This window comes from Herbiconiux sp. SALV-R1 (assembly GCF_013113715.1).
GTDB lineage: Bacteria > Actinomycetota > Actinomycetes > Actinomycetales > Microbacteriaceae > Herbiconiux.
Genome location: NZ_CP053344.1, coordinates 1,355,058 through 1,378,298, shown reverse-complemented (window position 1 = coordinate 1,378,298; position 23,241 = coordinate 1,355,058). Strand labels below are relative to the sequence as shown.

The 23,241-nt window shown below is 70.5% G+C and carries 23 protein-coding genes; 3 read left to right on the top strand and 20 right to left on the bottom strand.

The window, feature by feature from the left end:
* Positions 1–72: 72 nt before the first annotated feature.
* The 3 genes from HL652_RS06680 (at position 73) to HL652_RS06670 (ending at position 2,583) form a co-directional block, all read left to right on the top strand.
* A complete protein-coding gene (locus HL652_RS06680) occupies positions 73–939 on the top strand; it encodes a glycosyltransferase family 2 protein (protein WP_171704605.1) in 867 nt (288 codons plus the stop codon).
* Positions 940–1,016: 77 nt separating this feature from the next.
* Positions 1,017–1,517 (top strand): hypothetical protein, encoded by a 501-nt coding sequence (locus tag HL652_RS06675; RefSeq protein ID WP_171704604.1) that lies wholly within the window; start codon positions 1,017–1,019, stop codon positions 1,515–1,517.
* A 127-nt stretch (positions 1,518–1,644) separates the two neighbouring features.
* Entirely contained in the window at positions 1,645–2,583 is a 939-nt protein-coding gene (locus HL652_RS06670) for a hypothetical protein (protein ID WP_171704603.1), read from the top strand.
* Here the strand turns inward: HL652_RS06670 and HL652_RS06665 are convergent.
* The 20 genes from HL652_RS06665 to HL652_RS06570 form a co-directional block, all read right to left on the bottom strand.
* Positions 2,580–3,500 (bottom strand): RluA family pseudouridine synthase, encoded by a 921-nt coding sequence (locus tag HL652_RS06665; RefSeq protein ID WP_171704602.1) that lies wholly within the window; start codon positions 3,498–3,500, stop codon positions 2,580–2,582. The two genes, HL652_RS06670 and HL652_RS06665, sit on opposite strands and share 4 nt — an antisense overlap.
* A gap of 3 nt (positions 3,501–3,503) precedes the next feature.
* Positions 3,504–4,109 (bottom strand): signal peptidase II, encoded by a 606-nt coding sequence (lspA, locus tag HL652_RS06660; RefSeq protein ID WP_253743698.1) that lies wholly within the window; start codon positions 4,107–4,109, stop codon positions 3,504–3,506.
* Positions 4,099–4,746 carry a DivIVA domain-containing protein gene (locus HL652_RS06655; protein ID WP_171704601.1) on the bottom strand — a complete coding sequence of 216 codons (648 nt, stop codon included), beginning with the start codon at positions 4,744–4,746 and terminating at the stop codon, positions 4,099–4,101. The genes lspA and HL652_RS06655 overlap by 11 nt, the downstream gene beginning before the upstream one ends.
* A 126-nt stretch (positions 4,747–4,872) precedes the next feature.
* Entirely contained in the window at positions 4,873–5,112 is a 240-nt protein-coding gene (locus HL652_RS06650) for a YggT family protein (RefSeq protein ID WP_171707221.1), read from the bottom strand.
* Between the two features lie 73 nt (positions 5,113–5,185).
* Positions 5,186–5,701 (bottom strand): cell division protein SepF, encoded by a 516-nt coding sequence (locus HL652_RS06645; RefSeq protein WP_171704600.1) that lies wholly within the window; start codon positions 5,699–5,701, stop codon positions 5,186–5,188.
* 40 nt (positions 5,702–5,741) lie between these two features.
* A complete protein-coding gene (locus HL652_RS06640; protein WP_253743696.1) occupies positions 5,742–6,431 on the bottom strand; it encodes a YggS family pyridoxal phosphate-dependent enzyme in 690 nt (229 codons plus the stop codon).
* Positions 6,428–7,642 (bottom strand): cell division protein FtsZ, encoded by a 1,215-nt coding sequence (gene ftsZ, locus HL652_RS06635; RefSeq protein ID WP_171704599.1) that lies wholly within the window; start codon positions 7,640–7,642, stop codon positions 6,428–6,430. The genes HL652_RS06640 and ftsZ overlap by 4 nt, the downstream gene beginning before the upstream one ends.
* A 138-nt stretch (positions 7,643–7,780) precedes the next feature.
* Positions 7,781–8,887 (bottom strand): FtsQ-type POTRA domain-containing protein, encoded by a 1,107-nt coding sequence (locus HL652_RS06630; protein ID WP_171704598.1) that lies wholly within the window; start codon positions 8,885–8,887, stop codon positions 7,781–7,783.
* Between the two features lie 47 nt (positions 8,888–8,934).
* Positions 8,935–10,398, bottom strand: coding sequence for a UDP-N-acetylmuramate--L-alanine ligase (murC, locus tag HL652_RS06625; protein ID WP_171704597.1), 1,464 nt, complete (start codon positions 10,396–10,398; stop codon positions 8,935–8,937).
* Positions 10,399–10,456: 58 nt separating this feature from the next.
* Positions 10,457–11,560, bottom strand: a complete 1,104-nt coding sequence (locus HL652_RS06620) for a UDP-N-acetylglucosamine--N-acetylmuramyl-(pentapeptide) pyrophosphoryl-undecaprenol N-acetylglucosamine transferase (RefSeq protein ID WP_171704596.1) — start codon at positions 11,558–11,560, stop codon at positions 10,457–10,459.
* Complete coding sequence (gene ftsW / locus HL652_RS06615; protein ID WP_171704595.1) at positions 11,557–12,762, bottom strand: putative lipid II flippase FtsW; 1,206 nt, start codon at positions 12,760–12,762, stop codon at positions 11,557–11,559. Before ftsW ends, HL652_RS06620 begins: the two co-directional genes overlap by 4 nt.
* On the bottom strand, positions 12,731–14,254 hold the full coding sequence (gene murD, locus HL652_RS06610; protein ID WP_171704594.1) for a UDP-N-acetylmuramoyl-L-alanine--D-glutamate ligase: 1,524 nt from the start codon (positions 14,252–14,254) through the stop codon (positions 12,731–12,733). Before murD ends, ftsW begins: the two co-directional genes overlap by 32 nt.
* Positions 14,251–15,345 carry a phospho-N-acetylmuramoyl-pentapeptide-transferase gene (gene mraY, locus HL652_RS06605; protein WP_171704593.1) on the bottom strand — a complete coding sequence of 365 codons (1,095 nt, stop codon included), beginning with the start codon at positions 15,343–15,345 and terminating at the stop codon, positions 14,251–14,253. Before mraY ends, murD begins: the two co-directional genes overlap by 4 nt.
* On the bottom strand, positions 15,342–16,796 hold the full coding sequence (locus HL652_RS06600; protein WP_171704592.1) for a UDP-N-acetylmuramoyl-tripeptide--D-alanyl-D-alanine ligase: 1,455 nt from the start codon (positions 16,794–16,796) through the stop codon (positions 15,342–15,344). The genes mraY and HL652_RS06600 overlap by 4 nt, the downstream gene beginning before the upstream one ends.
* Before the next feature lie 4 nt (positions 16,797–16,800).
* Positions 16,801–18,387, bottom strand: a complete 1,587-nt coding sequence (locus HL652_RS06595) for a Mur ligase family protein (RefSeq protein WP_171704591.1) — start codon at positions 18,385–18,387, stop codon at positions 16,801–16,803.
* A gap of 71 nt (positions 18,388–18,458) precedes the next feature.
* Complete coding sequence (locus HL652_RS06590) at positions 18,459–20,228, bottom strand: peptidoglycan D,D-transpeptidase FtsI family protein (protein WP_253743694.1); 1,770 nt, start codon at positions 20,226–20,228, stop codon at positions 18,459–18,461.
* Positions 20,229–20,246: 18 nt separating this feature from the next.
* A complete protein-coding gene (locus tag HL652_RS06585) occupies positions 20,247–20,933 on the bottom strand; it encodes a hypothetical protein (RefSeq protein WP_171704589.1) in 687 nt (228 codons plus the stop codon).
* Positions 20,930–21,958, bottom strand: a complete 1,029-nt coding sequence (rsmH, locus tag HL652_RS06580) for a 16S rRNA (cytosine(1402)-N(4))-methyltransferase RsmH (protein WP_216604029.1) — start codon at positions 21,956–21,958, stop codon at positions 20,930–20,932. The genes HL652_RS06585 and rsmH overlap by 4 nt, the downstream gene beginning before the upstream one ends.
* Before the next feature lie 131 nt (positions 21,959–22,089).
* A complete protein-coding gene (gene mraZ, locus HL652_RS06575; protein ID WP_171704587.1) occupies positions 22,090–22,521 on the bottom strand; it encodes a division/cell wall cluster transcriptional repressor MraZ in 432 nt (143 codons plus the stop codon).
* A 248-nt stretch (positions 22,522–22,769) separates the two neighbouring features.
* Positions 22,770–23,189: a DUF3040 domain-containing protein gene (locus tag HL652_RS06570; RefSeq protein WP_171704586.1), complete on the bottom strand. Its 420-nt coding sequence runs from the start codon at positions 23,187–23,189 to the stop codon at positions 22,770–22,772.
* Between the last annotated feature and the right edge of the window lie 52 nt (positions 23,190–23,241).

The window sequence follows — 23,241 nt, the reverse complement described above, 5'->3', positions numbered from 1 at the left end:
CCGCGTCTGCCACACTGGGCCTACCGCATCCGGCGGAGACCCGCTGACACCGAGCCGAAAGACGACGACGCCGTGACCGACCTCGCCTCCCTCCCCACCGTCTCGATCGTGATCCCCGCCTACAACGAGGAGTCGGGCATCCGTCGCTGCCTGGTCGCGTGCATCGAGCAGACCGTTCCGGCCGACGAGATCATCGTCGTCGACAACCTCTCGACCGACGGCACCCGTGCCGCGGTGGAGGCGATGGCAGTCGCCTTCCCCGATGCGAACATCCGGGTGGTGGTGCAGGACGCGGAGCAGGGCATCACCCCCACCCGCAACGCCGGCTTCGATGCGGCGACGAGCGACGTGATCGGTCGCATCGACGCCGACTCGGCGCTCGCGCCCGACTGGGTGGAGCAGGTGCAGCGCGCCTTCGCCACGCGCGAGTTCGTGGCGGCCAGCGGGCCGGTCGAGTACTACGACATGCCGATGCGACGGTTCGGGCACAAGGCCGACGACAGCTTCCGCAAGCTGCAGGTGAAGCTCGCGGGCGACTACGTCTTCCTGTTCGGCACCAACATGGCCATCACCAAGGAGGCCTGGCTCGCCGTGCGCGGCGATGTGTGCGCCGACCGCGAAGACCTCATGCACGAAGACATCGACCTCGCCGTGCACCTCGCCCTCAAGGGCTTCAAGATCGGCTACGTCTCGGCGATGGTGGCCGGCATGTCGGCCCGGCGCCTCGACTCCGCGCCGAGGGACTACTTCTACTACGTTGAGCGCTTCAAGCGAACCTATGAGGCGCACGGCATCCGCGACCTGCGGCTGCTCGCGCCGATGGCCGTCTTCCTCGGCATCTACCCCGCCCTGCACGCCGGCCGCCGCCTCACCGAGCACCGCGTCGCTCAACGCTGGGGCGGCGCCCCCAAGAAGATCGAGGTCGCAGAGGCCGACTAGCCGCCGCCGTCCGGCCCGCCCCTGCCGCCCCGCAGCACATGCGAGGCTTCACACGATGAACCAGGAAGGTGACCGCGATGGAGCGAGTCGATCGCAGAACGGTGCTGGCTGCGGCCTGGGCCGCACCGGTGGTGGCGGTCGCTGCCGCGGCGCCGACGGCGGCGGCGAGCACCGCGAGTGGGGTCGGGTTCGTCTTCACGCCTGCGTTGCTCGAAGCCGCCACCCGCACGAGCGAGCTCACCACGAGCTTCGCCCTGCACAACGGCTCGGCTGTGCCGTTCACGGGGCCGGTCACCGTGGTCGTCACCGGCATGTACCTCACCGGGCCGGGCGAGTACCTGCGCGTCTCCGCCGTCCCGGGCGAGGGCTGGGGCGAGACCACCGGCGATCCCTACGGCGCACTCGAGTGCACCTGGGCAGGGATGCTCGCACCCGGCGCGACGGGCGGCGCCGTCGTGGTGCACCCCAGCCTCTCGAGCGACGACCGCGCCGCCGTCACCCGCTCCCTCTCGGTCGCACCGACCGACCCGGGCGTCGCCCCTGCGTCCATCTCCATCGCCTGGCCGCCGAACCCCTGAGCGGGGCGCAGCTGCGCGACGCACACGTCAGCAGCGTGCGGACGCGACGGAAGGCTCGGCCCCGGCCACGCGGAGGCGCTTCGCTAAGCTGACCACACGACACACGAGCAGGCAGGGGGCCCGCGCGATGACGCGAGAAACGGTCGGGAGTCAGGTAGGGGCGCGCCTGCGCCGGCCCGGGTGGTATGTCGCCTACGGGGTGATGCTGGTCGGCTCGATCGTCTGGGCCGTCGTGCTGTGGATCTTCGAGGGCTTCTCCTCGGGTCACATGGCGGGCCTGCCCTTCTCGGGCGTCGTCTTCGCCGTGCTCGCCGCCGGATGCGTGGCGCTGCCCGCCCTCGCCGGCGGGCGAGCACCCCGATCGGTCATCGGCGGCTGGCTCGCCTCCTGGTCGCTGTCGCTCGGGCTCCTCGTCGCCGCCTCACCCGTGCTGATCGTCGCCGCACTGGCGGGCGGCGTGTCGCCCGGCACCTTCGCCGTCTCGCTGCTCCTGACGGCGGTCGAGCTCGGGGTGATCGCCGCCCTCGTCACGGCCGTCGCCGTGCTCGTGAGAAGCAGTGTCGCATCCGTTCTGCTCGGCTACCTCGCGGTGGCGCTGCTCGCCCTCGGCACCGCGGCCGTGGCACCGCTCGCCGGCTCGGTCAAGGAGGTCACGGTCACCACGACACTGGTGACCTCGGAGTACGACGAGGAGACGGAGACGCTCGAGTGCCTGCCACCGACCGTCACCACCACCGTGACGCCGACCGCGCTGCCGAACTGGGTGGTGCTCGGTCTCAACCCCTTCGTCGTGGTGGCGGATGCGTCGGCGGCCGACCGCTACGCCTACGGTCAGCCGCGTGACTGGTTCGGCACCCTCGCCAAGGAGCTGCGCCAGGCGCAGAACCCGGTGCCGCAGGCGGTGCTCGACGACGAGTGCGGCGAGAACGCCGTCACGCCGCTGCCGGAACGGCCGGTGGAGGAGTGGGGTGCTCCGGCCTGGTACCTGGGCCTCGGCATCCACCTCGTGCTCGCGGCTGGGGCACTGGCCGCGGCGGCCGCCGTTCAACGGCGCCGGGCGGGTTAGTCGGCGCGCACCACGTCGAGGGCGTGCTGCAGATCGGCGGGGTACCGGCTCTCGAACTGCACGTACTCGCGCGTCTCGGGGTGCACGAAGCCCAGCCGCATGGCGTGCAGCCACTGCCGCTCGAGGCCGAGCCGCCTCGACAGCGTGGGGTCGGCGCCGTACATGGTGTCGCCGCAGCAGGGGTGCCGCTGCGCCGCCATGTGCACGCGGATCTGATGCGTGCGCCCTGTCTCGAGGTGGATCTCGAGCAGCGTCGCGGCCCGGAAGGCCTCGAGGGTCTCGTAGTGGGTGACGGAGGGCTTGCCGTCGGAGGTGACGGCGAACTTCCAGTCCGACCGGGGGTGCCGGCCGATGGGGGCGTCGATGGTTCCCGAGAACGGGTCGGGGTGGCCCTGCACCAGCGCGTGGTAGATCTTGTCGACCTCGCGGTCGTGGAACAGCCGCTTCAGCCAGATGTAGGCGGCCTCGGTCTTCGCCACGACCATGAGCCCGCTGGTGCCGGCGTCGAGGCGGTGCACGATGCCCGCACGCTCGGCGGCGCCGCTGGTGGCGATGCGGTACCCGGCGCCGGCCAGAGCGCCGAGCACGGTGGGCCCTTCCCAGCCGACGGAGGGATGCGCGGCGACGCCCACGGGCTTGTCGACGACGATGATGCAGTCGTCGTCGTAGACCACGGTGAGCTCGGGTACGACCACCGGCACGATCTGCGGCTCCGACTTGGGGGTCCACTCCACCGAGAGCCACCCGTCGCGGCGCAGCTTGTCCGACTTGCCGACCACACGCCCGTCGAGGGTCACTCCCCCGGCGTCGACCACCTCGGCGGCGAAGGTGCGCGAGAAACCGAGCAGCTTCGCGATGCCGGCGTCGACCCGCGTGCCGTCGAGCCCGTCGGGAACCGGGAGGGTACGCGACTCCACGACTCAGGCCCGCCCGGCGTGATCGGTACCGGTGCCGGTGCCCGTCGCATCCGTCTCGGCGGGGTCGGCCGCCACGGTCTCGTCGCCATCGGCCTTCGGCTGCGACTTCGTGCCGTCGAGCCCGATGCCGCGGATGGTGAGGATGAGGAACAGCACCATGGCCGCCGTGATCGACACGTCGGCGAGGTTGAAGATGGCGGGGAGCAACGGGATGGTGATGAAGTCGACCACGTGCCCGACGCCGAAGCCCGGCTCCTTGAACAGCCGGTCGATGAGGTTGCCGATGGTGCCGCCGAGCAGCAGCCCGAACACCCAGGCCCAGGCGAAGGAGCGGATGCGCCGGGAGAACCAGATGATGAAGATGGTGACCGCAGTGGCGAGGATCGAGAAGATCCAGGTGTAGGCGTTGCCGATCGAGAAGGCGGCGCCCGGGTTGAACACCAAGTGAAAACGGATGAGGTCGCCCACGACAGGGACGACCTCACCCGCTTCGAGATGGGTGACGACCAGGAGCTTCGCGATCTGATCGATGGCGATCGACGCGACGGCGACGACGACCAGGACGATCAGAACGCGGGGCTGTGCCTTCGCGACTCCGCTATCCGCCAAAACCGCTGAAGCCGGACGAGGCGGGGGCCTTGTCGGCGTCGACGCTGGAGGAGGTCAGGTCTTTGAGCTGGTCTTCGATGTAGCTCTTGAGGCCTGCGCGGTAGTCCTTCTCGAAGGTGCGCAGCTCGTCGATGCGGTGCTCGATGCCGGCCTTCTCCTGGTTGAGACGGGCGAGCTCGTTGCGGCCCTTGGTCTCGGCCTCGGCGACGATGCGCGCCGCGGTGGCGTGGCCCTCGGCGATGAGCGCGTCGCGCTTGTCGGCGCCTTCCTTCACGTGCTCGTCGTGCAGACGACGGGCCAGCTGCAGGAGGTTGGTGGTCGACGCGGCGTCGTCGTCGTCGGCAGCGGCGGGCGCCGGAGCGGCGGCCACGGGAGCCGGCGCGGGGGTCTCGACGACCACGGGGGCCTCGACGACCTCTTCGACGACCGGAGCCGGCGCGGGGGCGGCAGCGGCGGGCGCGGAAGCCGGAGCACCGGAGGCGAGCTGAGCCTTCAGCTCCTCGTTCTCCTGGGTGAGGCGACGCAGCTCCACCACGACCTCGTCGAGGAAGTCGTCGACCTCGTCCTGGTCGTATCCCTCACGGAACTTGGTCTGAGAAAATCTCTTGTTAACAACATCTTCCGGAGTTAACGCCATGGTTTTCCACCCTTAGTACTTCGACAACAGTGATAACGCGTTGCTAACCGTAGCAACATTCCCGGCGAACGTCCCGTGTACGGGCCAACCCGCCGGGTTCCGTTCGTTTCAGGATACATGCGCAGGCTACGCCGAGCGCACGAAACCTGCCACGGAGAGAGCGATGATGACCAGCAGCATGACGATGCTCCAGCCGAAGTCGAGCGCGATGGGGCCCACCCGCAGCGGGGGGATGATGCGCCGGAAGAACTTGATCGGCGGGTCGGTCACCGTGTACGTGACCTCGGCCAGCACGAGCAGCGCACCGGCCGGCCTCCAGTCACGCCGGACGGTGCGCACGAGGTCGAGGATGAACCGACCCCACATCAGGAAGAAATACAGCAGCAGCGCGAAATAGACGACGGTCGCGATGATGGCGACGAGGGAACCCACTCAGTAATTATGACTGAACGAAGAAGGAGGACTCTGCACGAGCCTCCCCACCTGCGTCGCCCGACACGGCGACGTGCGCCGGGCTGAGGAGGAAGACCTTGCTGGTGACGCGCTCGATCTTGCCGTAGAGGCCCTGCGAGAGACCGCCGGCGAAGTCGATGAGGCGGCGCGCGTCGGCATCCGTCATCTGCGAGAGGTTGATGATGACCGGGATGCCCTCGCGGAAGTTCTCGGCGATGACCTGGGCGTCTTTGTACTGCTTGGGGTGAACCGTGAGGATCTCGTTCATTTCGGCGGGCGCCACATTCTTCGGGGTGTGCACGGACTTGCGGAGCGGGGTGACCGTCGCGCGATCGCGATCGCGGCCGCCCGACGGCTGCGCGGGCGCGGCGTTCTGCTGCGGGTGCGGCACGGGCGCGACGGGTGCGGCCTGGGCCGGTGCGGCCTGCGCGGGCGCCTCGTACTCGAGCTCTTCGTCGGCGAGCCCGAGGTACACCATGGTCTTGCGGAGCGGGTTGGCCATCAGAACCTCCGGTTGCGGTTGCTTTTTTCCTACCCCGAGATTAATCGCGGGGCGGGCGATTTCCGGTGATTGCCGTGCCGATGCGCAGGTGTGTCGCGCCTTCCGCGATCGCCTCGCGAAAGTCGTGCGACATGCCCGCCGAGATCGCGACGGCCGACGGATGCACGCCGCGCACGGCGTCGCTCACCCCGCGCAGCCGGGCGAAGGCGGCCCGCGGCTCCTCGTCGAGCGGAGCGACGGCCATGACGCCCAGGAGCTCGAGCCCGGGAGCCGCGGCGATGAGTTCGGCCAGGCGCACCGCGTCATCGGGCCGCGCCCCACCCCGGGCGGGGTCGTCGGTGAGGTTGATCTGCAGGAAGCAGTCGAGCGCACCCTCGCCCTCGGCCGGCTGCGCCAGCGCCGAGACCACGGCGTCGCGGTCGATCGAGTGCACGACGGAGGCGTACTCGCGCACCTGCCGCGCCTTCTTCGACTGCAGCTGACCGACGAAGTTCCAGCGCAGGCCCGGCAGCCCCGACAGCTCGGCTGCTTTCTCCCGTGCCTCCTGGTGCCGGTTCTCCCCGACGTCGCGCAGCCCCAGCTCGTAGAGCTCGCGCACGAGTGCGGCGGGGTGGAACTTGGTGACGGCGATGAGCGTCAGCTCGTCGCGCGAACGACCGGCGGAGCGGGCGGCGTCCGTGAGCTCGGACTCCACCCGCTCGACACGCTCGGCGAGGGTGGGCTCGGTCACTTCAGGAAGTCGGGGACGTCCAGATCGGAGTCGTCGTCTTCCGACGCGGGGTCGAGCGCGACGGCGCCGGTGAGACCGAGGTCGGCGGCGGGGGTCGACCAGCTCTGGGCCGGGGCCGGCTTCTCGTCGATCTGCTCGGCGGCGCCCTTGTGGTCACGGCGCGGCGAGCCCTGCGAGCCGCGGCCGAACGGGTCGACCTCCTCGGCCGAGCCCACGAAGCTGCCGCGCCTCGACTCCACCGCGGGCGGGGCGACCGGGTTGGGCTCTCCCCCGTCGAAGCCCGCGGCGATGACGGTGACCCGCACCTCGTCGCCGAGGGTGTCGTCGATGACCGCACCGAAGATGATGTTGGCCTCGGGGTGCACGGCGTCTTGCACGAGCTTCGCCGCGTCGTTGATCTCGAAGATGCCGAGGTTCGACCCGCCCTGGATCGACAGCAGCACGCCGTGGGCTCCGTCGATCGACGCCTCGAGCAGCGGGCTCGCCACGGCGAGCTCGGCCGCCTTGATGGCGCGGTCGGCGCCGCGGCTCGAGCCAATGCCCATGAGCGCGGACCCCGCGCCCTGCATCACCGACTTGACGTCGGCGAAGTCGAGGTTGATGAGGCCCGGGGTGGTGATGAGGTCGGTGATGCCCTGCACACCGGCCAGGAGCACCTGGTCGGCGGTGGAGAACGCCTCGAGCATCGAGATGCCGCGGTCGCTGATCTCGAGCAGGCGGTCGTTGGGCACCACGATGAGGGTGTCGACCTCGTTCTTCAGCGTGGCCACGCCGTCCTCGGCCTGGGCCGCGCGGCGCTTGCCCTCGAAGCCGAAGGGCTTCGTGACGACACCGATGGTGAGCGCGCCGATCGACTTGGCGATGCGCGCGACCACGGGGGCACCGCCGGTGCCGGTGCCGCCGCCCTCGCCCGCGGTCACGAACACCATGTCGGCGCCCGCGAGCGCCTCCTCGATCTCTTCGGCGTGGTCTTCGGCGGCGCGGCGACCCACCTCGGGGTCGGCGCCGGCGCCGAGGCCGCGGGTGATCTCGCGGCCGACGTCGAGCTTCACGTCGGCGTCGCTCATCAGGAGCGCCTGGGCGTCGGTGTTGATGGCGATGAACTCGACGCCGCGGAGACCGAGCTCGATCATGCGGTTGACGGCGTTCACGCCGCCGCCGCCGATGCCGACGACCTTGATCACGGCGAGGTAGTTCTGGTTTGAAGTCACGTCCGGCCTCCGCTGGAACCTTAAAGTTCAAGGTGAAAGTTAAAGTTATTCCGAGTATGTATTTCCTACGACGACGTTAGGCGAAAGCGCCGCGGCGACGATCGCGGCGCGCCGTGTGTCGCCCACCTGATCGCGGGCTCACCTGATGACGGGACTCTGCGGGCTCGACACGTCGTACTCCACCTGCGCCGCCGGGTCTTGCGTGGCGATGAGGCGCTCGAGGATGAGCGCCTTCAGGTCGGAGTCGTCGGCGTCTCCCCACACCACGCGCTGCCCGGCGCCGGTGAAGGTCATGGTCACGCTGTCGGGGGTCGACCCCGAGATGAGCGACACCTGCGAGAGCAGGGTGTCGGGAAGCGACGTCAGCACAGCGGCGGCGGCCGTGAAACCGGGGCTGCCGATCGTGGTGCCTGAGAGATCGAGCACGGGGAAGCCGTCGAGCCTCGTCGCCGACTGCTGCACCGTCACACCGGCGGCGTCGATGAGGTCGAACCCCGAGTCGGTCTGCACCTGGGCCACGGGGCGGCGCTCCACGATGCGCACCGCGAGCGTGTTCGGCGGCCTGGCCTCCACCGAGTACGAGGCGATGAGCGGGAACTGGGCGAGGTCGCGTTCGATCGACCCGTAGTCGACGAGCGCGAGCGGCTTGCCCTGCTCGTCGGCGAGGGCGGTCGTGACGGCTGCCGCGTCGAGCCGCGAGGTGCCCTCGACGACGATGGAGCGTACCGCGAGCAGCGGCGAGTAGGCGACGAGCAGCACGAGCAGCACCAGGCCGGCGACGGATGCTCCCACCACCGTCCAGGCGAGTCGCCGCCTCCTGCTGCGCTGCGTGAAGCGACGCGCCTCGGCGCGCTCGTAGCGGCGCCGCTCCTTCGTCGCCCGGCGCAGCTCCCGCCGGGCGGAGGCGCCCGTGCGGGCCGGGGTCGAGGTGTCGACGCCGGCGGCCGCGGCCTTGCGCCGGGCGCGCTCCGCCCCCGCGGTGGTCGATTTCGGCACCTCGGGTCGAGGATGCTCGGGGATCTGCGTGCGCGCCGGCCGGTCGATCGGGGCTGTCGCATCGGCGTCGGCGCCTCCCCCGCCCGCGGCGGAGTCCTCGCGTGAGGAGCGCACTCCGGCCCACCACGGACCGCCCTCGGAGGCGGCGGGGCGGCGAGCCTCGCGCTCGCCCGTCTTCGGCCGCGGCACGGTGGTCTTCTGCCGAGGCGTCGTCGCGGGCGTGCGAGGCGTCGCCGCGGGCTCGCGCACCGGCCGCTCCTCGGGCGGCGGTGGCGGGGTGATGCCGGGTGGTCGCTTCACTCGCCGCGCACGGGTGTGTCGGTGGACGGTGCGTCGGTGGACGGTGCGTTGGTGGCCTCGGAACGGCCCTCGACCTGCTCGAGCGACTCGAGCAGCTGCGGCACCAGCAGGTTCACGTCGCCGCAGCCGAGGGTGACGGCGAAGTCACCGGACTGAGCGATCTCGGCGAGGTAGTCGGCAGCGCGCTGCCAGTCGTCGATGTAGACGACCTTCGACGGGTCGGCGAAGCGCGACGAGACGAGCTCACCGGTCACGCCCTCGATCGGGTCTTCGCGCGCCCCGCACACCTCGAGCACGATGGTGAAGTCGGCGGTGCGCTCGAGGGTCTCGGCGAACTCCCCCGCCATGAGCTGCGTGCGGCTGTAGAGGTGCGGCTGGTGCACGGCGATGATGCGCCCGTCGCCCACGACGGTGCGGGCGGCGGTGAGCGCGGCGTCGACCTCGGTGGGGTGGTGCGCGTAGTCGTCGTACACGCTTACGCCCGCGACGGTGCCGTGCAGTTCGAACCGGCGGCCGGTGCCGCCGAACGCGCCGAGGGCGGCGAGGGCCGCATCCGGAGCGAAGCCGAGGCCCACCAGCACGGCCAGCGCGCCCGTGGCGTTCACCGCGTTGTGCCGGCCGGGCACCCGGAGCACGCCGGGGTAGCTCGTGCCCTCGTGGTCGACCACGAAACGCACCGGGCCGTCGGTCTCGATCGAGTGCACGCGGAAGTCGGCGCCCTCGGCCTCGCCGAAGGTGAGCACGCGCTCGTGCGAGAGGCGCGACGAGACCCGCAGCGCTCCGGCGTCGTCGGAGGAGATGACGACGAACTCCGCGGCGGCGTCGGCGAAGCGCACGAAGGCGTCTTCGACGGCCTCGACCGAACCGTAGTGGTCGAGGTGGTCGGGGTCGACGTTGGTGATGAGGGCGACGGCGGTGTCGTACAGCAGGAAGGAGCCGTCGGACTCGTCGGCCTCGAGCACGAACAGCTCGCCGTCGCCGAAGGCGGAGCTCGTGCCGAGCTCGGAGATGACCCCGCCGTTGACGAAGCTGGGCTCGGCGTCGAGCTCGATCAGGCCGGTGACGATCATGCCGGTCGAGGTGGTCTTGCCGTGCGCGCCCGCCACGGCGACCAGGCGCTGACGGTTCGACAGCCAGGCCAGTGCCTGCGAGCGGTGCAGCACGGTGAGGCCGTGCTCGCGGGCGTAGAGGTACTCGGGGTTGTCGGGCCAGAGGGCGCTGGTCACCACGATGGTGTCGGCGTCGCCCACGTGCGCGGCGTCGTGCCCGACCGCCACCGGGATGCCGATGGCGCGCAGCTTCGCCGCGGTCTTCGAGTCGCTGCGGTCGGACCCGGTGACCGTGAGGCCCGCCGCCTTGAAGAGCCGCGCGATACCGCTCATGCCCGAACCGCCGATGCCCACGAAGTGCACGGCTCCCAGTTCGTCGGGGATGTCGATCTCGAGGTCGGGTTTGATCACAGCACGCTCATTTCGCAGGTCACTCGATGCCCGGGGTCGCCCGGCATCCGAGACAACGTTACGCTCCCCCGGAGGGTGTCCCGCCCCACGCCCGCTGCACGAGCGCTGCGAGTCGTGTGGAGGCGTCGGGGATGCCCACCTCGAGCGATCGGGCGGCCATCGTCGCCACGCGGGAACGGTCGGCGAGCAGCGGCAGCAGCTCGCGGTCGAGCCAGGCGGGCGTGAACTCCGCGTCGGGCACGAGCACCGCGCCGCCGGCGTTCACGAGGTCGAGGGCGTTGAAGCGCTGCTCCCCGTTGCCCACGGGGTACGGGATGAGCACCGACGGGATGCCGACGACCGCGAGCTCGGAGACCGTCGAGCCGCCGGCGCGCGAGACCGCGAAGTCGGCGACGGCGAGCGCGAGCTCCATGCGGTCGCAGTAGTTGACGAAGACGTAGCCGGGCAGGCCCGGGTCATCCACCTCCGCCTTGTCGCCGGCGATGTGCAGCACGTTCCAGCCGGCGTCGACGAGCTTCTGGGCCGAGGCGTGCACGGTGCCGTTGATGCGCCTGGCCCCCAGCGAACCGCCCGTGACGAGCAGGGTCGGCCGCGCGGGGTCGAGCCCGAAGAACCGGGCTGCCTCCGTGGCGGCCTCCGCGCGCACCCCCGCGTCGGCGAGGGCCGTCACCTCGGCCCGCAGCGGCATGCCGACGAGGGTGGAGTGCGGGAGGGTGGTGGCCGCGAAGGTCACCCCGACGAACGACGAGTAGCGGGCGCCGAGGCGGTTGGCGAGCCCCGGCTTGGCGTTGCCCTCGTGGATGACGAACGGCACCCCGGCCCGACGCGCACCGAGGTACCCGGGAGCCGACGCGTATCCGCCGAACCCCACGACGACCTCGACCCCGCGCTCGCGGATGAGCGACGCCACCTGGGCGATCGTGCGCCGGAGCGCCGCGGGGAAGCGGAGCGCCGCCCCGTTCGGCCGGCGCGGGAAGGGCAGCTTCGGAATCGTGACGAGCTCGTAGCCGCGCTCGGGCACCAGCCTCGCCTCGAGCCCCTCGGCCGTGCCGAGCACGATCACGCGCGCCGAGGGGTCGATCTCACGCAGCCGGTCGGCGGTGGCGAGCAGGGGGTTGACGTGACCGGCGGTGCCGCCGCCGGCCAGGAGGTAGGTGGTCATGACCCCGTCACCTGGTCGTTCCGGGAGTTCTCGCGCGCGATGGCGAGCACGATGCCGATGGCCGCGAGCGTCGTGAGCAGCGCCGAGCCTCCCGAGGAGATGAGCGGCAGCGGCACGCCGAGCACCGGCAGCACGCCGAGCACCACGGCGATGTTGACGAACGCCTGCCCGATCAGCCACACCATCACGGCGCCGGTGGCGACCTTCGAGAACATGTCCTTCGACGAGCGGATGATGCGTACGAAGGCGACGGCGAGGGCCACGAACAGCAGCAGCACGACGACCGCGCCGACGAGGCCGAGCTCCTCGCCGATGATGGCGAAGATGTAGTCGTTGTCGGCGGCGGGCAGCCACGACCACTTCGCCCGCGAGTTGCCGAGCCCCACGCCGAACACCCCGCCGCTCGCGAGCGCCCAGAGCCCGTGCTGGGCCTGCCAGTCGGCGCCCTCGTAGTCGCTGCCCATGCCGGTGAAGAACGACATGATGCGGGAGGCGCGGCTCTCGCTGGAGAAGGCGATCGGCACCGCGAGCAGTGCTGCGGCGATGACCGGGAGGATGAGCATCCGGAGTCTGATGCCGGCGAAGAAGATGGCGCCGAAGACGAGCCCGGCCATGATCATGACGGTTCCGAGGTCGCCGCCGAGGAGCACCAGGGCGATGGCGCCGCCGGCCACCGGCAGCACCGGGATGACGACGTGGCCGAAGCTGCCGAGCAGCCGCTCCTTCTTGGCGAGGATCATGCCCATCCAGATCACCAGCGCGAGCTTCACGAGCTCCGAGGGCTGGAAGTTGAACGAGCCGATGCCGATCCAGTTGAGGTTGCCGCCCACCTCGATGCCGAGCGGGGTGAACACGAGCAGCTGCACCCCGACCGCCACGAACACGGCGACCCAGGCCCACTGCTTGAACACCCGCACCGGGAGCCGCGAGATGACGAGCATGAGCGGGATGCCGATGAGGGCGAACATGCCCTGCTTCCAGAACAGGCCGAAGAAGCCCTGGCGACCGAGGTAGGAGTCGATCGACGAGGAGGAGAGCACCATCACGAGCCCGAGCAGCACGAGGAAGAGGGTGGTGCCGAGCAGCAGGAAGTAGTTGCTCGACTCCGCGGTGAACACCTGGCCGAGCGAGATGCGCGCGGCGCGCGGGCCGTCGGCCGACCGGCTCGCGCTAGGGGTGAACTGTCGCGGGAGGCTCGTCACCGTCGGTACCTCCCAGGTGGCTGCGGACCGCCCGGGCGAAGCGGTTGCCGCGGTCGGCGTAGTCTGCGAACTGGTCCATCGATGCCGCCGCCGGGGCGAGCAGCACGACGTCTCCAGGCGAGGCCGCCGCCGCCGCCAGGGCGACCGCGGAGGCCATCACGTCACTAGTCTCATCGTGGTCGACCTCGAACAGCGGCATGTCCGGCGCGTGTCGCCGGATGGCCTCGACCACCTCGCCGCGCTCCACACCGATCACCACGACGGCCTTCACCCGGGAGCCGTCGCCCCCGACCGACTCGCGCACCAGGGGGTCGATGTCGACGCCCTTCAGGAGGCCGCCGACGACCCACACGATGGAGGGGTAGGCCTTGAGCGACGCGGCAGCCGCGTGCGGATTGGTGGCCTTCGAGTCGTCGACCCAGGTCACTCCCCCCGCCGTCACGACGTGCTCGATGCGGTGCCGGTCGAGCGAGAAGCTCGCGAGCGCGGCCCGGATCGCCTCGATCGACACGCCGTAGCTGCGGGCGAGCGCCGCCGCTGCGAGCACGTCGGCGACGGTGTGCGGTGCGGCGAGCCCGCGCAGGGCGAGCTCGTCGACGGTGGCGATCTCGAGAGCCGAGTCGCGCCGCGCCTCGTGGAACGCCCGGTCGACGAGGATGCCGTCGACCACGCCGACGTCGCTCGGCCCCGGGGTGCCGAGGTCGAAGCCGATGGCACGCGCACCCTCGATGACGTCGGCCTCCTCGACCATCCGCATCGTGAGCTCGTCGGCCTTGTTGTAGACGCAGGCCACCTGCGTGTTCGTGTACACCCTCGCCTTGGCCGCCGCGTAGGCCTCGAACGAGCCGTGCCAGTCGAGGTGGTCGTCGGCGACGTTCAGCACCACCGACGAGTACGGCGACATGCTCGAGGTGGAATGCAGCTGATAGCTCGACAGCTCCACCACGAGCGCGTCGAAGCCCTCGGGGTCGCGGACGGCGTCGAGCACCGGAATGCCGATGTTGCCGCACGGCGCCACCCGGTGGCCGCCCGCCAGGATCATCGAGGCGGTGAGCTGCACCGTCGTGGTCTTGCCGTTGGTGCCGGTCACCGCGATCCAGTCGGCGGGCTTCCCGTCGGGGCGCAGCACCTTGTCGCGCACCCGCCAGGCGAGCTCCACGTCTCCCCAGACCGGGATGCCGTGTTCGGCAGCCCAGACCAGCAGGGCGTCGTCGGGGTGGTAGCCGGGCGAGGCGACGACCAGTTCCGGCTCGTGGGCGACCAGAGCATCCGGAACCTCGCCCGCTGCCGCCAGCTCGAGCCGCGCGCCGATGACGGGCACGAGGTCGGCGTACTCCTTCTTCGCCGAGGCGGCGACGACGAGAACGGATGCGCCGAGTTCGGTGAGCGTGTCGGCCACCGAGAACCCGGTGACGCCGAGACCGAGCACGGCGACCCGCAGGCCCGTCCAGTCGGCGTGCCAGCTGGTGAGCCCGTCGAGCGAGCGGGTCATCGGGAGAGCCACTCGAGGTAGAACGAGCCGACGGCGCCGGCGACGAACAGGCCGCCGATGATCCAGAACCGCACCACGATGGTGACCTCGGCCCAGCCCTTCATCTCGAAGTGGTGGTGCAGGGGGCTGGCGCGCCAGATGCGTTTGCCCTTGGTGAGCTTGAAGTAGCTCAGCTGCACTGCCACCTGGCCGGCGACGATGACGAAGATGCCGCCGATGAGGATGAGCAGGAGCTCGGTGCGGGCGAGCACCGCGAGGGCCGCCAGGGCGCCGCCGAGGGCGAGCGAGCCGGTGTCGCCGAGGAAGATCTTGGCGGGGTTGGTGTTCCACCACAGGAAGCCGATGAGCGCGCCCACCACGGTGGCCGCCACCACGGCGAGGTCGAGCGGGTCGCGCACGTCGTAGCACTTGTCGAGCACGTCTTGGTCGAGCGTGGTCGAGGCGCAGCTCTGGTTGAACTGCCAGAAGCCGATGATGACGAAGGAGCCGATGGCGAGGATGCTCGAGCCGGGCGCGAGGCCGTCGAGACCGTCGGTGAGGTTCACGGCGTTGGAGGTGCTCATGACGATGATGCAGATCCACACCACGAAGGCGATGGTGCCGACCACCGCACCCCAGGCCAGGAAGTCGAAGGGCAGGTCGCGGATGAAGGAGATCTGCGTCGACGCCGGCGTCTCGCCCTGGGCGTTCGGGAACTGGATGGCCAGCAGGGCGAAGACGATGCCCACGAGCACCTGGCCGACGATCTTCGCCACGGGGCTGAGGCCGAGGCTGCGCTCCTTGTGCACCTTGAGGAAGTCGTCGACGAAGCCGACGAGGCCGAGACCCGTCATGAGGAAGAGCACCAAGAGGCCCGAGATGGAGGGCATCTCCCCCGTCAGGAGTGCCGAGACGAAGTACCCGAAGAGCACCGCGAGGATGATGACGATGCCGCCCATGGTGGGCGTTCCGCGCTTGACGTGGTGCGCATCCGGCGTGTCGACGTTGATGAACTGACCCCAGGCGAACCGCTTGAACATGCGGATGAACACCGGGGTGAGGAAGAGCGAGAACGCCAGCGAGAGCGACGCCGAGGCGAGCAGGGTGATCACGAGTTCGCCTCCGCGATGCGGTCGCCGAGGAAGCGCAGGCCCGCCGAGTTCGACGACTTCACCAGGATGAGCTCGCCCGGTTGGGTGTCGGCGGCGACCAGCTCGTAAGCCTCGTCGGCCGTCTCGACGAACACGGCCTCGCCGCCCCACGAACCCTCGTGCTCGGCGGCGAGGTGGATGGCGCGGGCGGCCTCACCCACGACGATGAGGCGGTTGATGTTGAGGCGCACCACGAGCCGGCCGATGCGGTCGTGCTCCTCGGTGGCGTAGGGGCCGAGCTCGCTCATCTCGCCGAGCACCGCGGTGGTGCGCTGCCCCGGCGCGGCGATGAGCGCGACGGTCTTGAGGGCCGCCGCCATGGAGTCGGGGCTCGCGTTGTAGGCGTCGTTGATGACGGTGACGCCGTTCGCGCCGCCCATCACCTCCATGCGCCAGCGCTCCGCGCGCACCACGGTTTCGAGGGCGTCGACGATGTCGTCGATGCCGACGCCGAGCTCGTGCGCCGACGCCGCGGCGGCGAGGGCGTTCATGACGTGGTGCTCGCCGAGCACGGCGAAGCACACCGTGCGCGAGCGGTCGCCGGGCAGGTGGAGGGTGAACGAGGTGCCCGCCGCGGTGGCCTCGATGTCGCTCGCGCGCACGGCGGCACCGTCGGAGAGGCCGAACCACAGCACCCGGGCCGCGGTCTTCTCAGCCATTCCCGCCACACGCGGGTCGTCGATGTTGAGCACCGCGACGTCGGAGGGCTCGAGGTCTTGCACCATCTCGGTCTTCGTGGCGAGGGTCGTCTCGATGCCGCCGAACTCGCCCGCGTGGGCGAGGCCCACCGTGAGCACCACGCCGATGTCGGGCTTGGCCATGCGGATGAGCCGGGTGATCTCACCCTTCCCGCTCGCCCCCATCTCGGCCACCAGGTAGCGGCTCGACGCCGTGAGCTTCAGCATCGTCAGCGGCGCGCCGACCTCGTTGTTGAACGAGTCGCGCGGCGCCACGGTCTCGCCGTGCCGTTCGAGGATGGTGCGCAGCAGGTTCTTCGTGGTCGTCTTGCCGTTCGAGCCGGTGATGCCGACGACTTTGAGGCCGGTCTCGGCGTCGCCCGCGGCGCGCACGCGGCGCACCACCTCGGTGGCGAAGTGACCGAGCGCCAGCACGGAGTCGTCGACCACGACCTGGGGCACGGCGAGCGTCGATCCGTGCTCGGCGGCGAACGCCTTCTCCACCACCACGAGCGAGGCCCCCGCCGCGATGGCGTTCTCGACGAAACGGTGGCCGTCGTCGAACTCGCCGCGCTTGGCCACGAACAGGTCGCCGGGGCCGATGAGCCGGGAGTCGGTGTCGACGGTGCCGTTCACCACGGTGCCGGGCGTGAAGCCCGCCTCCGCGGCGGCAGCGGTGATCACGAGTTCGCCCTGGAGCGCCTCCGCGATCTCGGTGAGGGTGAGATCGAGCATGTGTTCAGAGCCATCCGTGTTCGTGCAGCGCTTTGCGCGCGTCGTCGCGGGCGGAGTAGGGAATGCGCTCCCCCGCGACCTCGTGGTAGTCCTCGTGGCCGGGGCCGGCGTAGAGGATGACGTCGCCCTCGCCGGCGAGACCGAGGGCGGCGCGGAACGCGGCCCGCGGGTCGGCGACCTCGTACAGCTCGCCGTCGGGCACGGCGGCCTTCGCGCCGGCGATGAGGGCGGCGCGGATGAGGGCAGGGTCTTCGCTGCGCGGGTGGAAGTCGGTGATGACCACCGCATCCGCCAGCCGGGCAGCGATGGCGCCCATCTCGGCGCGCTTCGACGGGTCGCGGTCGCCGTCGGCGCCGAACACCATCACGACGCGGCCGTCGGTGACCCGCCTGATCGACTCCAGCGTCGAGGTGAAGGCGTCGGGGCTGTGCCCGTAGTCGATGTAGACGATCGGCCCGCGGTCGCCCGAGACGCGCTCGGCGCGGCCCGGGATGTAGACGTCGATGCCGGGCTGGAAGTCGTCGTCGTCGATCTCGTCGCCGTCGTCGTCGTGCGCCAGGTTGAGGGCGTGCGCGATGGCGTCGAGGTCGAAGCCCGACTCGACAAGCATCACGATGGCGAGCGCGGCGTTGGCCGCCATGTAGGCACCGAGCAGCGGCACGCTGGTGGTGAGCTCGCGGTGGTCGGGGCCGCGCAGGGTGAAGGTGGTGCGGTCGGCCCGCTCCTCGTCGACGGTGAGGTGCCACTCCGCCTCGGAGGCCGGGTCGGTCGAGATGGTGGTGAGCGGGATGCGCGACTCCTGCGCCAGCCGGCCGCCCCACTCGGCGTCGACGATCACCACACCGCGGCGGGCGCGATCGGGCTGGAACAGCTCGCGCTTGGCCTCGTAGTAGAGCTCCATGGTCTGGTAGTCGTCGAGGTGGTCGTGGGTGAGGTTGGTGAACCCCACCACGTCGAACACGATGCCGTCGACCCGGTGCTGCGTGATGGCCTGCGCCGAGACCTCGAGCACCACGGAGCGCACGTCGGCCTCGCGCATCCTGGCCAGCATGGCGTGGATCTCGGTGGCCTCGGGCGTGGTGAGCTTCGACACGATGGTCTCGTCGCCGATGCGACGCTCGGCGGTGGTGCTGAGGCCCGCGGTGATGCCGAGCTGACGGAGCACGGCCTCGAGCAGGTAGGCGACGCTCGTCTTGCCGTTCGTGCCGGTGACGCCGAACAGGGTCGGCGGCTCCTCGCGAGTGCGGTAGATCCAGGCGGCGACCTCGCCGAGGGCGAGGCGCGGTTCTGGCGTGACGAGCACCGGCAGCCCCGACTCCACGGCGAGGTCGACACCCTCCGGGTCGGTGAGCACGGCGACGGCGCCCGACTCGGCGGCCGCGGCGGCGAAGGCGGCGCCGTGGTGGCGCGCCCCCTTCAGGCCGACGTAGAGGTCGCCGGGCTGCACGTCGCGCGACGACAGCGTGATGCCGGTGACGACGTCGGAGACCGGCGCGCCCGCGGTCTCGAAGCCGAACTCGTCGACGAGATGCGGCAGCGAGCGCGCGATCGGATGCTCGGGTCGGAGAGCAGAAGAGCCCCGATCAGACACTGGTCTCCTTCATGCTCGTCTCGTTCGGTGATGTCGGTGGTTCTCGGCCGTCGTCTGTCGGGTGGTGGTCGTCAGTACGTCGTCGGGAGGTCGGGACCGGGCACGGTGGAGGGGAGAACGCGGTTCTCCTTGAGCACCTGCGACATGATCTTCTGGAAGACCGGAGCCGCGGCCAGGGCCGACTCAATGGTAACGGGCTTCGCGATGGTGACCGACACGACGTACTGCGGGTCGTCGGCCGGGGCGAGCCCCGCCACCGAGGTGATGTAGCTCGAGCCGTAGGCGCCCGAGCCGTCGCTCATCTGCGCGGTACCCGTCTTCGCGGCCACCCGGTAGCCGGGGATCTCGAGCGAGGTCTTGGCGTAGCCGCCCGTGACGACGGTCTCCAGCATGTTCACCACGTCGGTCGACACCGACGACGGCACGATCTGCTCGCCCGTCGCATCCGGAACCTCCGTCAGGGTGCCGTCGGACTGCTTGCAGCCCTCGACCAGCTGCACCGGCAGCCGCACACCCCCGTTGCCGAGCGTCTGGTAGAGGCTCGCGATCTGGATGGCGGTGGTCGAGACGCCCTGGCCGAAGGTGGTGGTGAGGTTGGTCTGGTCGTCCCAGTCTTGCCAGGGCGAGAGGATGCCGCCCGACTCGGCGGGGAACCCCACCTCGCTGGGCGTGGTCATGTGGAACTTCTCCATGTAGTCGTAGCGCTGCTCCGAGCTCAGCAGCTCGCCGAGCATGCCGAAGCCGGTGTTCGACGACTCCTGCATCACGCCCGCGAAGGTGAGCCGCAGCGGACCGTCGTGGTAGGAGCTGTCGCGGGTGGAGGCGCCGTTGGCGTCGGTGAAGATGTAGGGCGCCTCGACCTGGGTCGACACGGTCGCCGCGCCGGCGTCGAGGATGGAGGCCGCGGTGAGCGCCTTGAACGTCGAACCCGGTTCGAACGGCGCCTGGAAGGCGATCGAGCCGCGGTCGGCGTCGGGGGTGGCGTCGACGTTGTTCGGGTCGACGCTCGGGTAGTCGGCGACCGCCAGCAGCTTGCCGGTCTTCACCTCCTGCACCACCACCGTGCCCCACGCCGCACCGGTCTCCTGGATGCGCTCCAGCAGCGCCTGCTGCGAGAACCACTGCAGGTCGCTGTCGAGGGTGAGCACGGCGGTGCCGCCCGGCTTCGCCTGCACCGTCGTCTTCGTCGTGCCCGGGATGGCGACGCCCTCGCCGCTGCGCTCGTAGGTCTCGGTGCCGTCGGTGCCGGTGAGGCAGGTGTTCTCGATCTGCTCGACACCCGCGACGCCCTCGCCATCGGTGTCCATGAAGCCCACCACGCTGCCCGCGACCGCACCGTTCGGGTAGCTGCGCTTCTGGTTCGAGGAGTAGTACAGCCACCACAGGTCGAGGTCGCGGATGGCGCGGAAGGTGTCGACGTCGACGTTGCGGGCGACGTAGGCGAAGTTCGAGGTGGGGTCGCTCGTGAGCGAGGCGTACACCTCGTCGGCCGAGGTGCCGAGGATGGCGGCGATCTCGCCGGCCGCCATCTGCGGGGTGACGGTCGTCACCGTGCCGTCGTCGTTGGTGCGCTCCACGTCGCTCACCGACTGGGGCGAGGTGGTGATGTCGTAGCGCAGCACCGTCGTGGCGAGCACCGTGCCGTCGTTGTCGACGATGTCACCGCGCAGGCCGTCGATGGTGGTCGAGGCCGAGAGCTTGTCGCTCGACTCGGCGTTCAGGGTATCGGCCTGCACGATCTGGATGGAGACCAGCCGCACCACGAACACCGCCACGACGGCGACCACCACGGCCACCGCCACGACGGCGCGGCGCTTGGTGCTGCGATCGGCTGCGGTCACGGAGCGAGCCATCGACGATCAGTGAGTGGTGGGAGCGGGAAGAGCACCCTGCCACGCTACGCCGGGCTGCTGCTCGGGCACGGGAGGCGCGCTCGGGGTGGCGGGATCGGCGGTGGCGTCTGCGGTGGTCGCGGCACCGGCGCCGGCGTCGGCGGTCGCCGCGGCGCCCGTCGTCACGTCGGTGGGCGTCAGCAGCGAGTTCGCGATGAGGTTCTGCCCGTTCGTCACCGAGCCGCCGGCGGCCGCGGTGGGCACGCCGAGCACGGCGCCGTCGGAGAGCCGCAGGTAGACCGGCGTGCTGTTCGCGACCATGCCGAGCGCCTCCGCCCCGGCCGCCAGGTTCTGCGGCGAGGAGAGCTTGTCGTACTGCTCGGTGAGCACCTGGTTGGTGCGGTCGAGCTCCTTCTGCTCCTGCTGCAGCGAGGCGATCTCGTAGGCGCCGTCGGAGAGGCCGATGCTGAGCAGCAGCTGGGTCACGACGATGGCGAGCACGCCCGTCACGACCACCGCGGCGTAGGCGATCTTCGGCCGGGCCTTCCGCTGCACCCGGCTCGGCACGATCTCGATGCGCCGGGGGCCCTTCGACCTGCCGCTGCCCGGCAGGCCCTCCCCCGCGATCTCGGGGTCGGCCAGGGGCACCGCCACCGCGGTGGCGCCGAAGGCGGCGTACGGACGGGCCATGTGCGACGTGGCCTGGTTCGTCATGCGATCCTCCGGATCTTCTCGGCGGCACGCAGCCGCACGGGGATGGCGCGCGGGTTGCGCGCCCGTTCGTCGTCGCCGGCGAGCTCGGCGCCTCGCACGAGGAGCTTCAGCTCGGGACGGTGTTCGGGGAGCTCCACGGGGAGGCCGGCCGGGGCCGTCGAGGTGGAGCGCTGCAGAAGCTCGCGCTTCACGATGCGGTCTTCGAGCGACTGGAAGGCGAGCACCACGATGCGGCCGCCGAGCGCGAGCGCGTCGATCGCCTTGGGGAGCGCCCGCTCCAGCACCGCCAGTTCGGCGTTCACCTCGATGCGCAGCGCCTGGAACACGCGCTTGGCCGGGTGCCCCGAGTTCAGGAACTTCGCCGGGGTGGCGGCCTGGAGGATGTCGACCAGCTGGCCGGAACGCGTGATCGGCGCCTCGTCGCGGGCGGCGACGATGAACCGGGCGTAGCGGTCGGCGAGCCGCTCCTCGCCGTAGTCGCGGAAGATGCGGCGGAGCTCGGCCTCGGGGTAGCTCGCGATGATGTGAGCCGCGGTGAGCTCCGCGGTGTCGTCCATGCGCATGTCGAGGGGCGCATCCTTCGAGTACGAGAAGCCGCGCTCCACCCGGTCGAGCTGCATCGACGAGACGCCGAGGTCGAACAGGATGCCGTCGACCTCGTCGATGCCGAGACCCTCGAGCGCCTCGTCGATCTCGTCGTAGACGCAGTGCACGAGGTCGGTGCGGTCGGCGAAGCGCTCCAGTCGGCGGCCGGCCAATTCGAGCGCGTGGGGGTCGCGGTCGAGGCCCACCAGGTGGAGCTCGGGGAAGGCGTCGAGGAACGCCTCGGAGTGGCCGCCGAGGCCGAGGGTGCAGTCGACGAGCACCGCGCCCGGGCGCGTGAGCGCGGGGCCGAGCAGCTCGATGCTGCGCTCGAGCAGCACGGAGGCGTGGATGCCGCCGATCTGCGCCGCCTCGAGGTGGGCTGCGTCGATTCCGGCCGTGTCGGTGTCGTCGGGGGTGATCTCGTCTGCTGCCATGCGCATCCGGTGGTCTCTTTCGCCACCCCTGATCCCCATCCATTCCGACCTGGCTCCGGGGAAGTGAGTCAGGGCGCTCGACCTGGCGTCGGGGAAGAACGTCAGGGCGTGAACGGCTGGGAGTCAGGGGCGGCGACTCAGAACAGTCCCGGGATCACCTCCTCGTCGGTCTCGGAGAAGGCGGCCTCCTGGGCGGCGAGGTAGCTGTTCCAGGCCTCGGCGTCCCAGATCTCGGCGCGGCTGCCGGCACCGATCACGACGAGGTCGCGGTCGAGCTTGGCGTAGGCGCGAAGCGGAGCGGGCACCGTCACGCGGTGCTGCTTGTCGGGGGTCTCGGCGCTGGCGCCGGAGAGGAAGACGCGGAGGTAGTCGCGCGCCTGCTTGCTGGTGACGGGAGCCTGACGGATCTTCTCGTGCAGCGCCTCGAACTCGCGGTTCGAGAACACGTAGATGCAGTTCTCCTGCCCGCGGGTCATGACCACTCCCCCGGCCAGTTCGTCGCGGAACTTGGCGGGAAGGATGATGCGCCCTTTGTCGTCGAGCTTGGGGGCGTAGGTGCCAAGGAACATCTACCTCCCCTTCTCGTCCGGCCAGGATTGTGGGCTTGCACTCCACTTTACTCCACTCTCCACCACCTAACAACGAAAACGCGGTCGTGGCGCGCAAAAATCCCCCGAAGTCCGGGGTATTCAAGCCGAACTTGGGGGGTGGAGGGAAATGGAGGGCTCAGGCGCCCCCGGGGAGGATGCGGGCACAAAAAAAGACCGGCCCGAAGGCCGGTCTCTGTCGTGGTGGTGGGCTGTGGAGGGCCCGCGCGTCACTCGTTGCGATCGTCGTCGCGACGCTCCCACCGGTCGTTCAACCTGTCCATGAAGCCGGAGCCCGAGGCGTTGCCGCCGCTCGAACCGCCACGGCTCGCACCCCGAGCCGAGGAGGCACCGGATGCGGTGGGCTCGGCCGGTGCGGCGGGCGCACCACGACGGGTGCGGCGCAAGGCCAGCAGCACCCCGCCGAACATGGCGATGAAGCCGACGATGCCGATGAGGGGCTGGCGGAAGACCACCCCGGCGATGACGACACCGAGACCGAGGATGCCGACAAGGATCCCCAGCACCAGCGCGCCGTAGTTCAATCGCCCACGGCCACCTCCGACGGCCGAGACGAAGTCGGCATCGTTGTGGTAGAGGCTGCGCTCCATCTCATCGAGGAGTCTCTGTTCTTGCTCCGAAAGCGGCATCCTATTTCACCTCAGGTTCGGGACCGGCGCGTGGTAGTGCTGATTGTAGTGC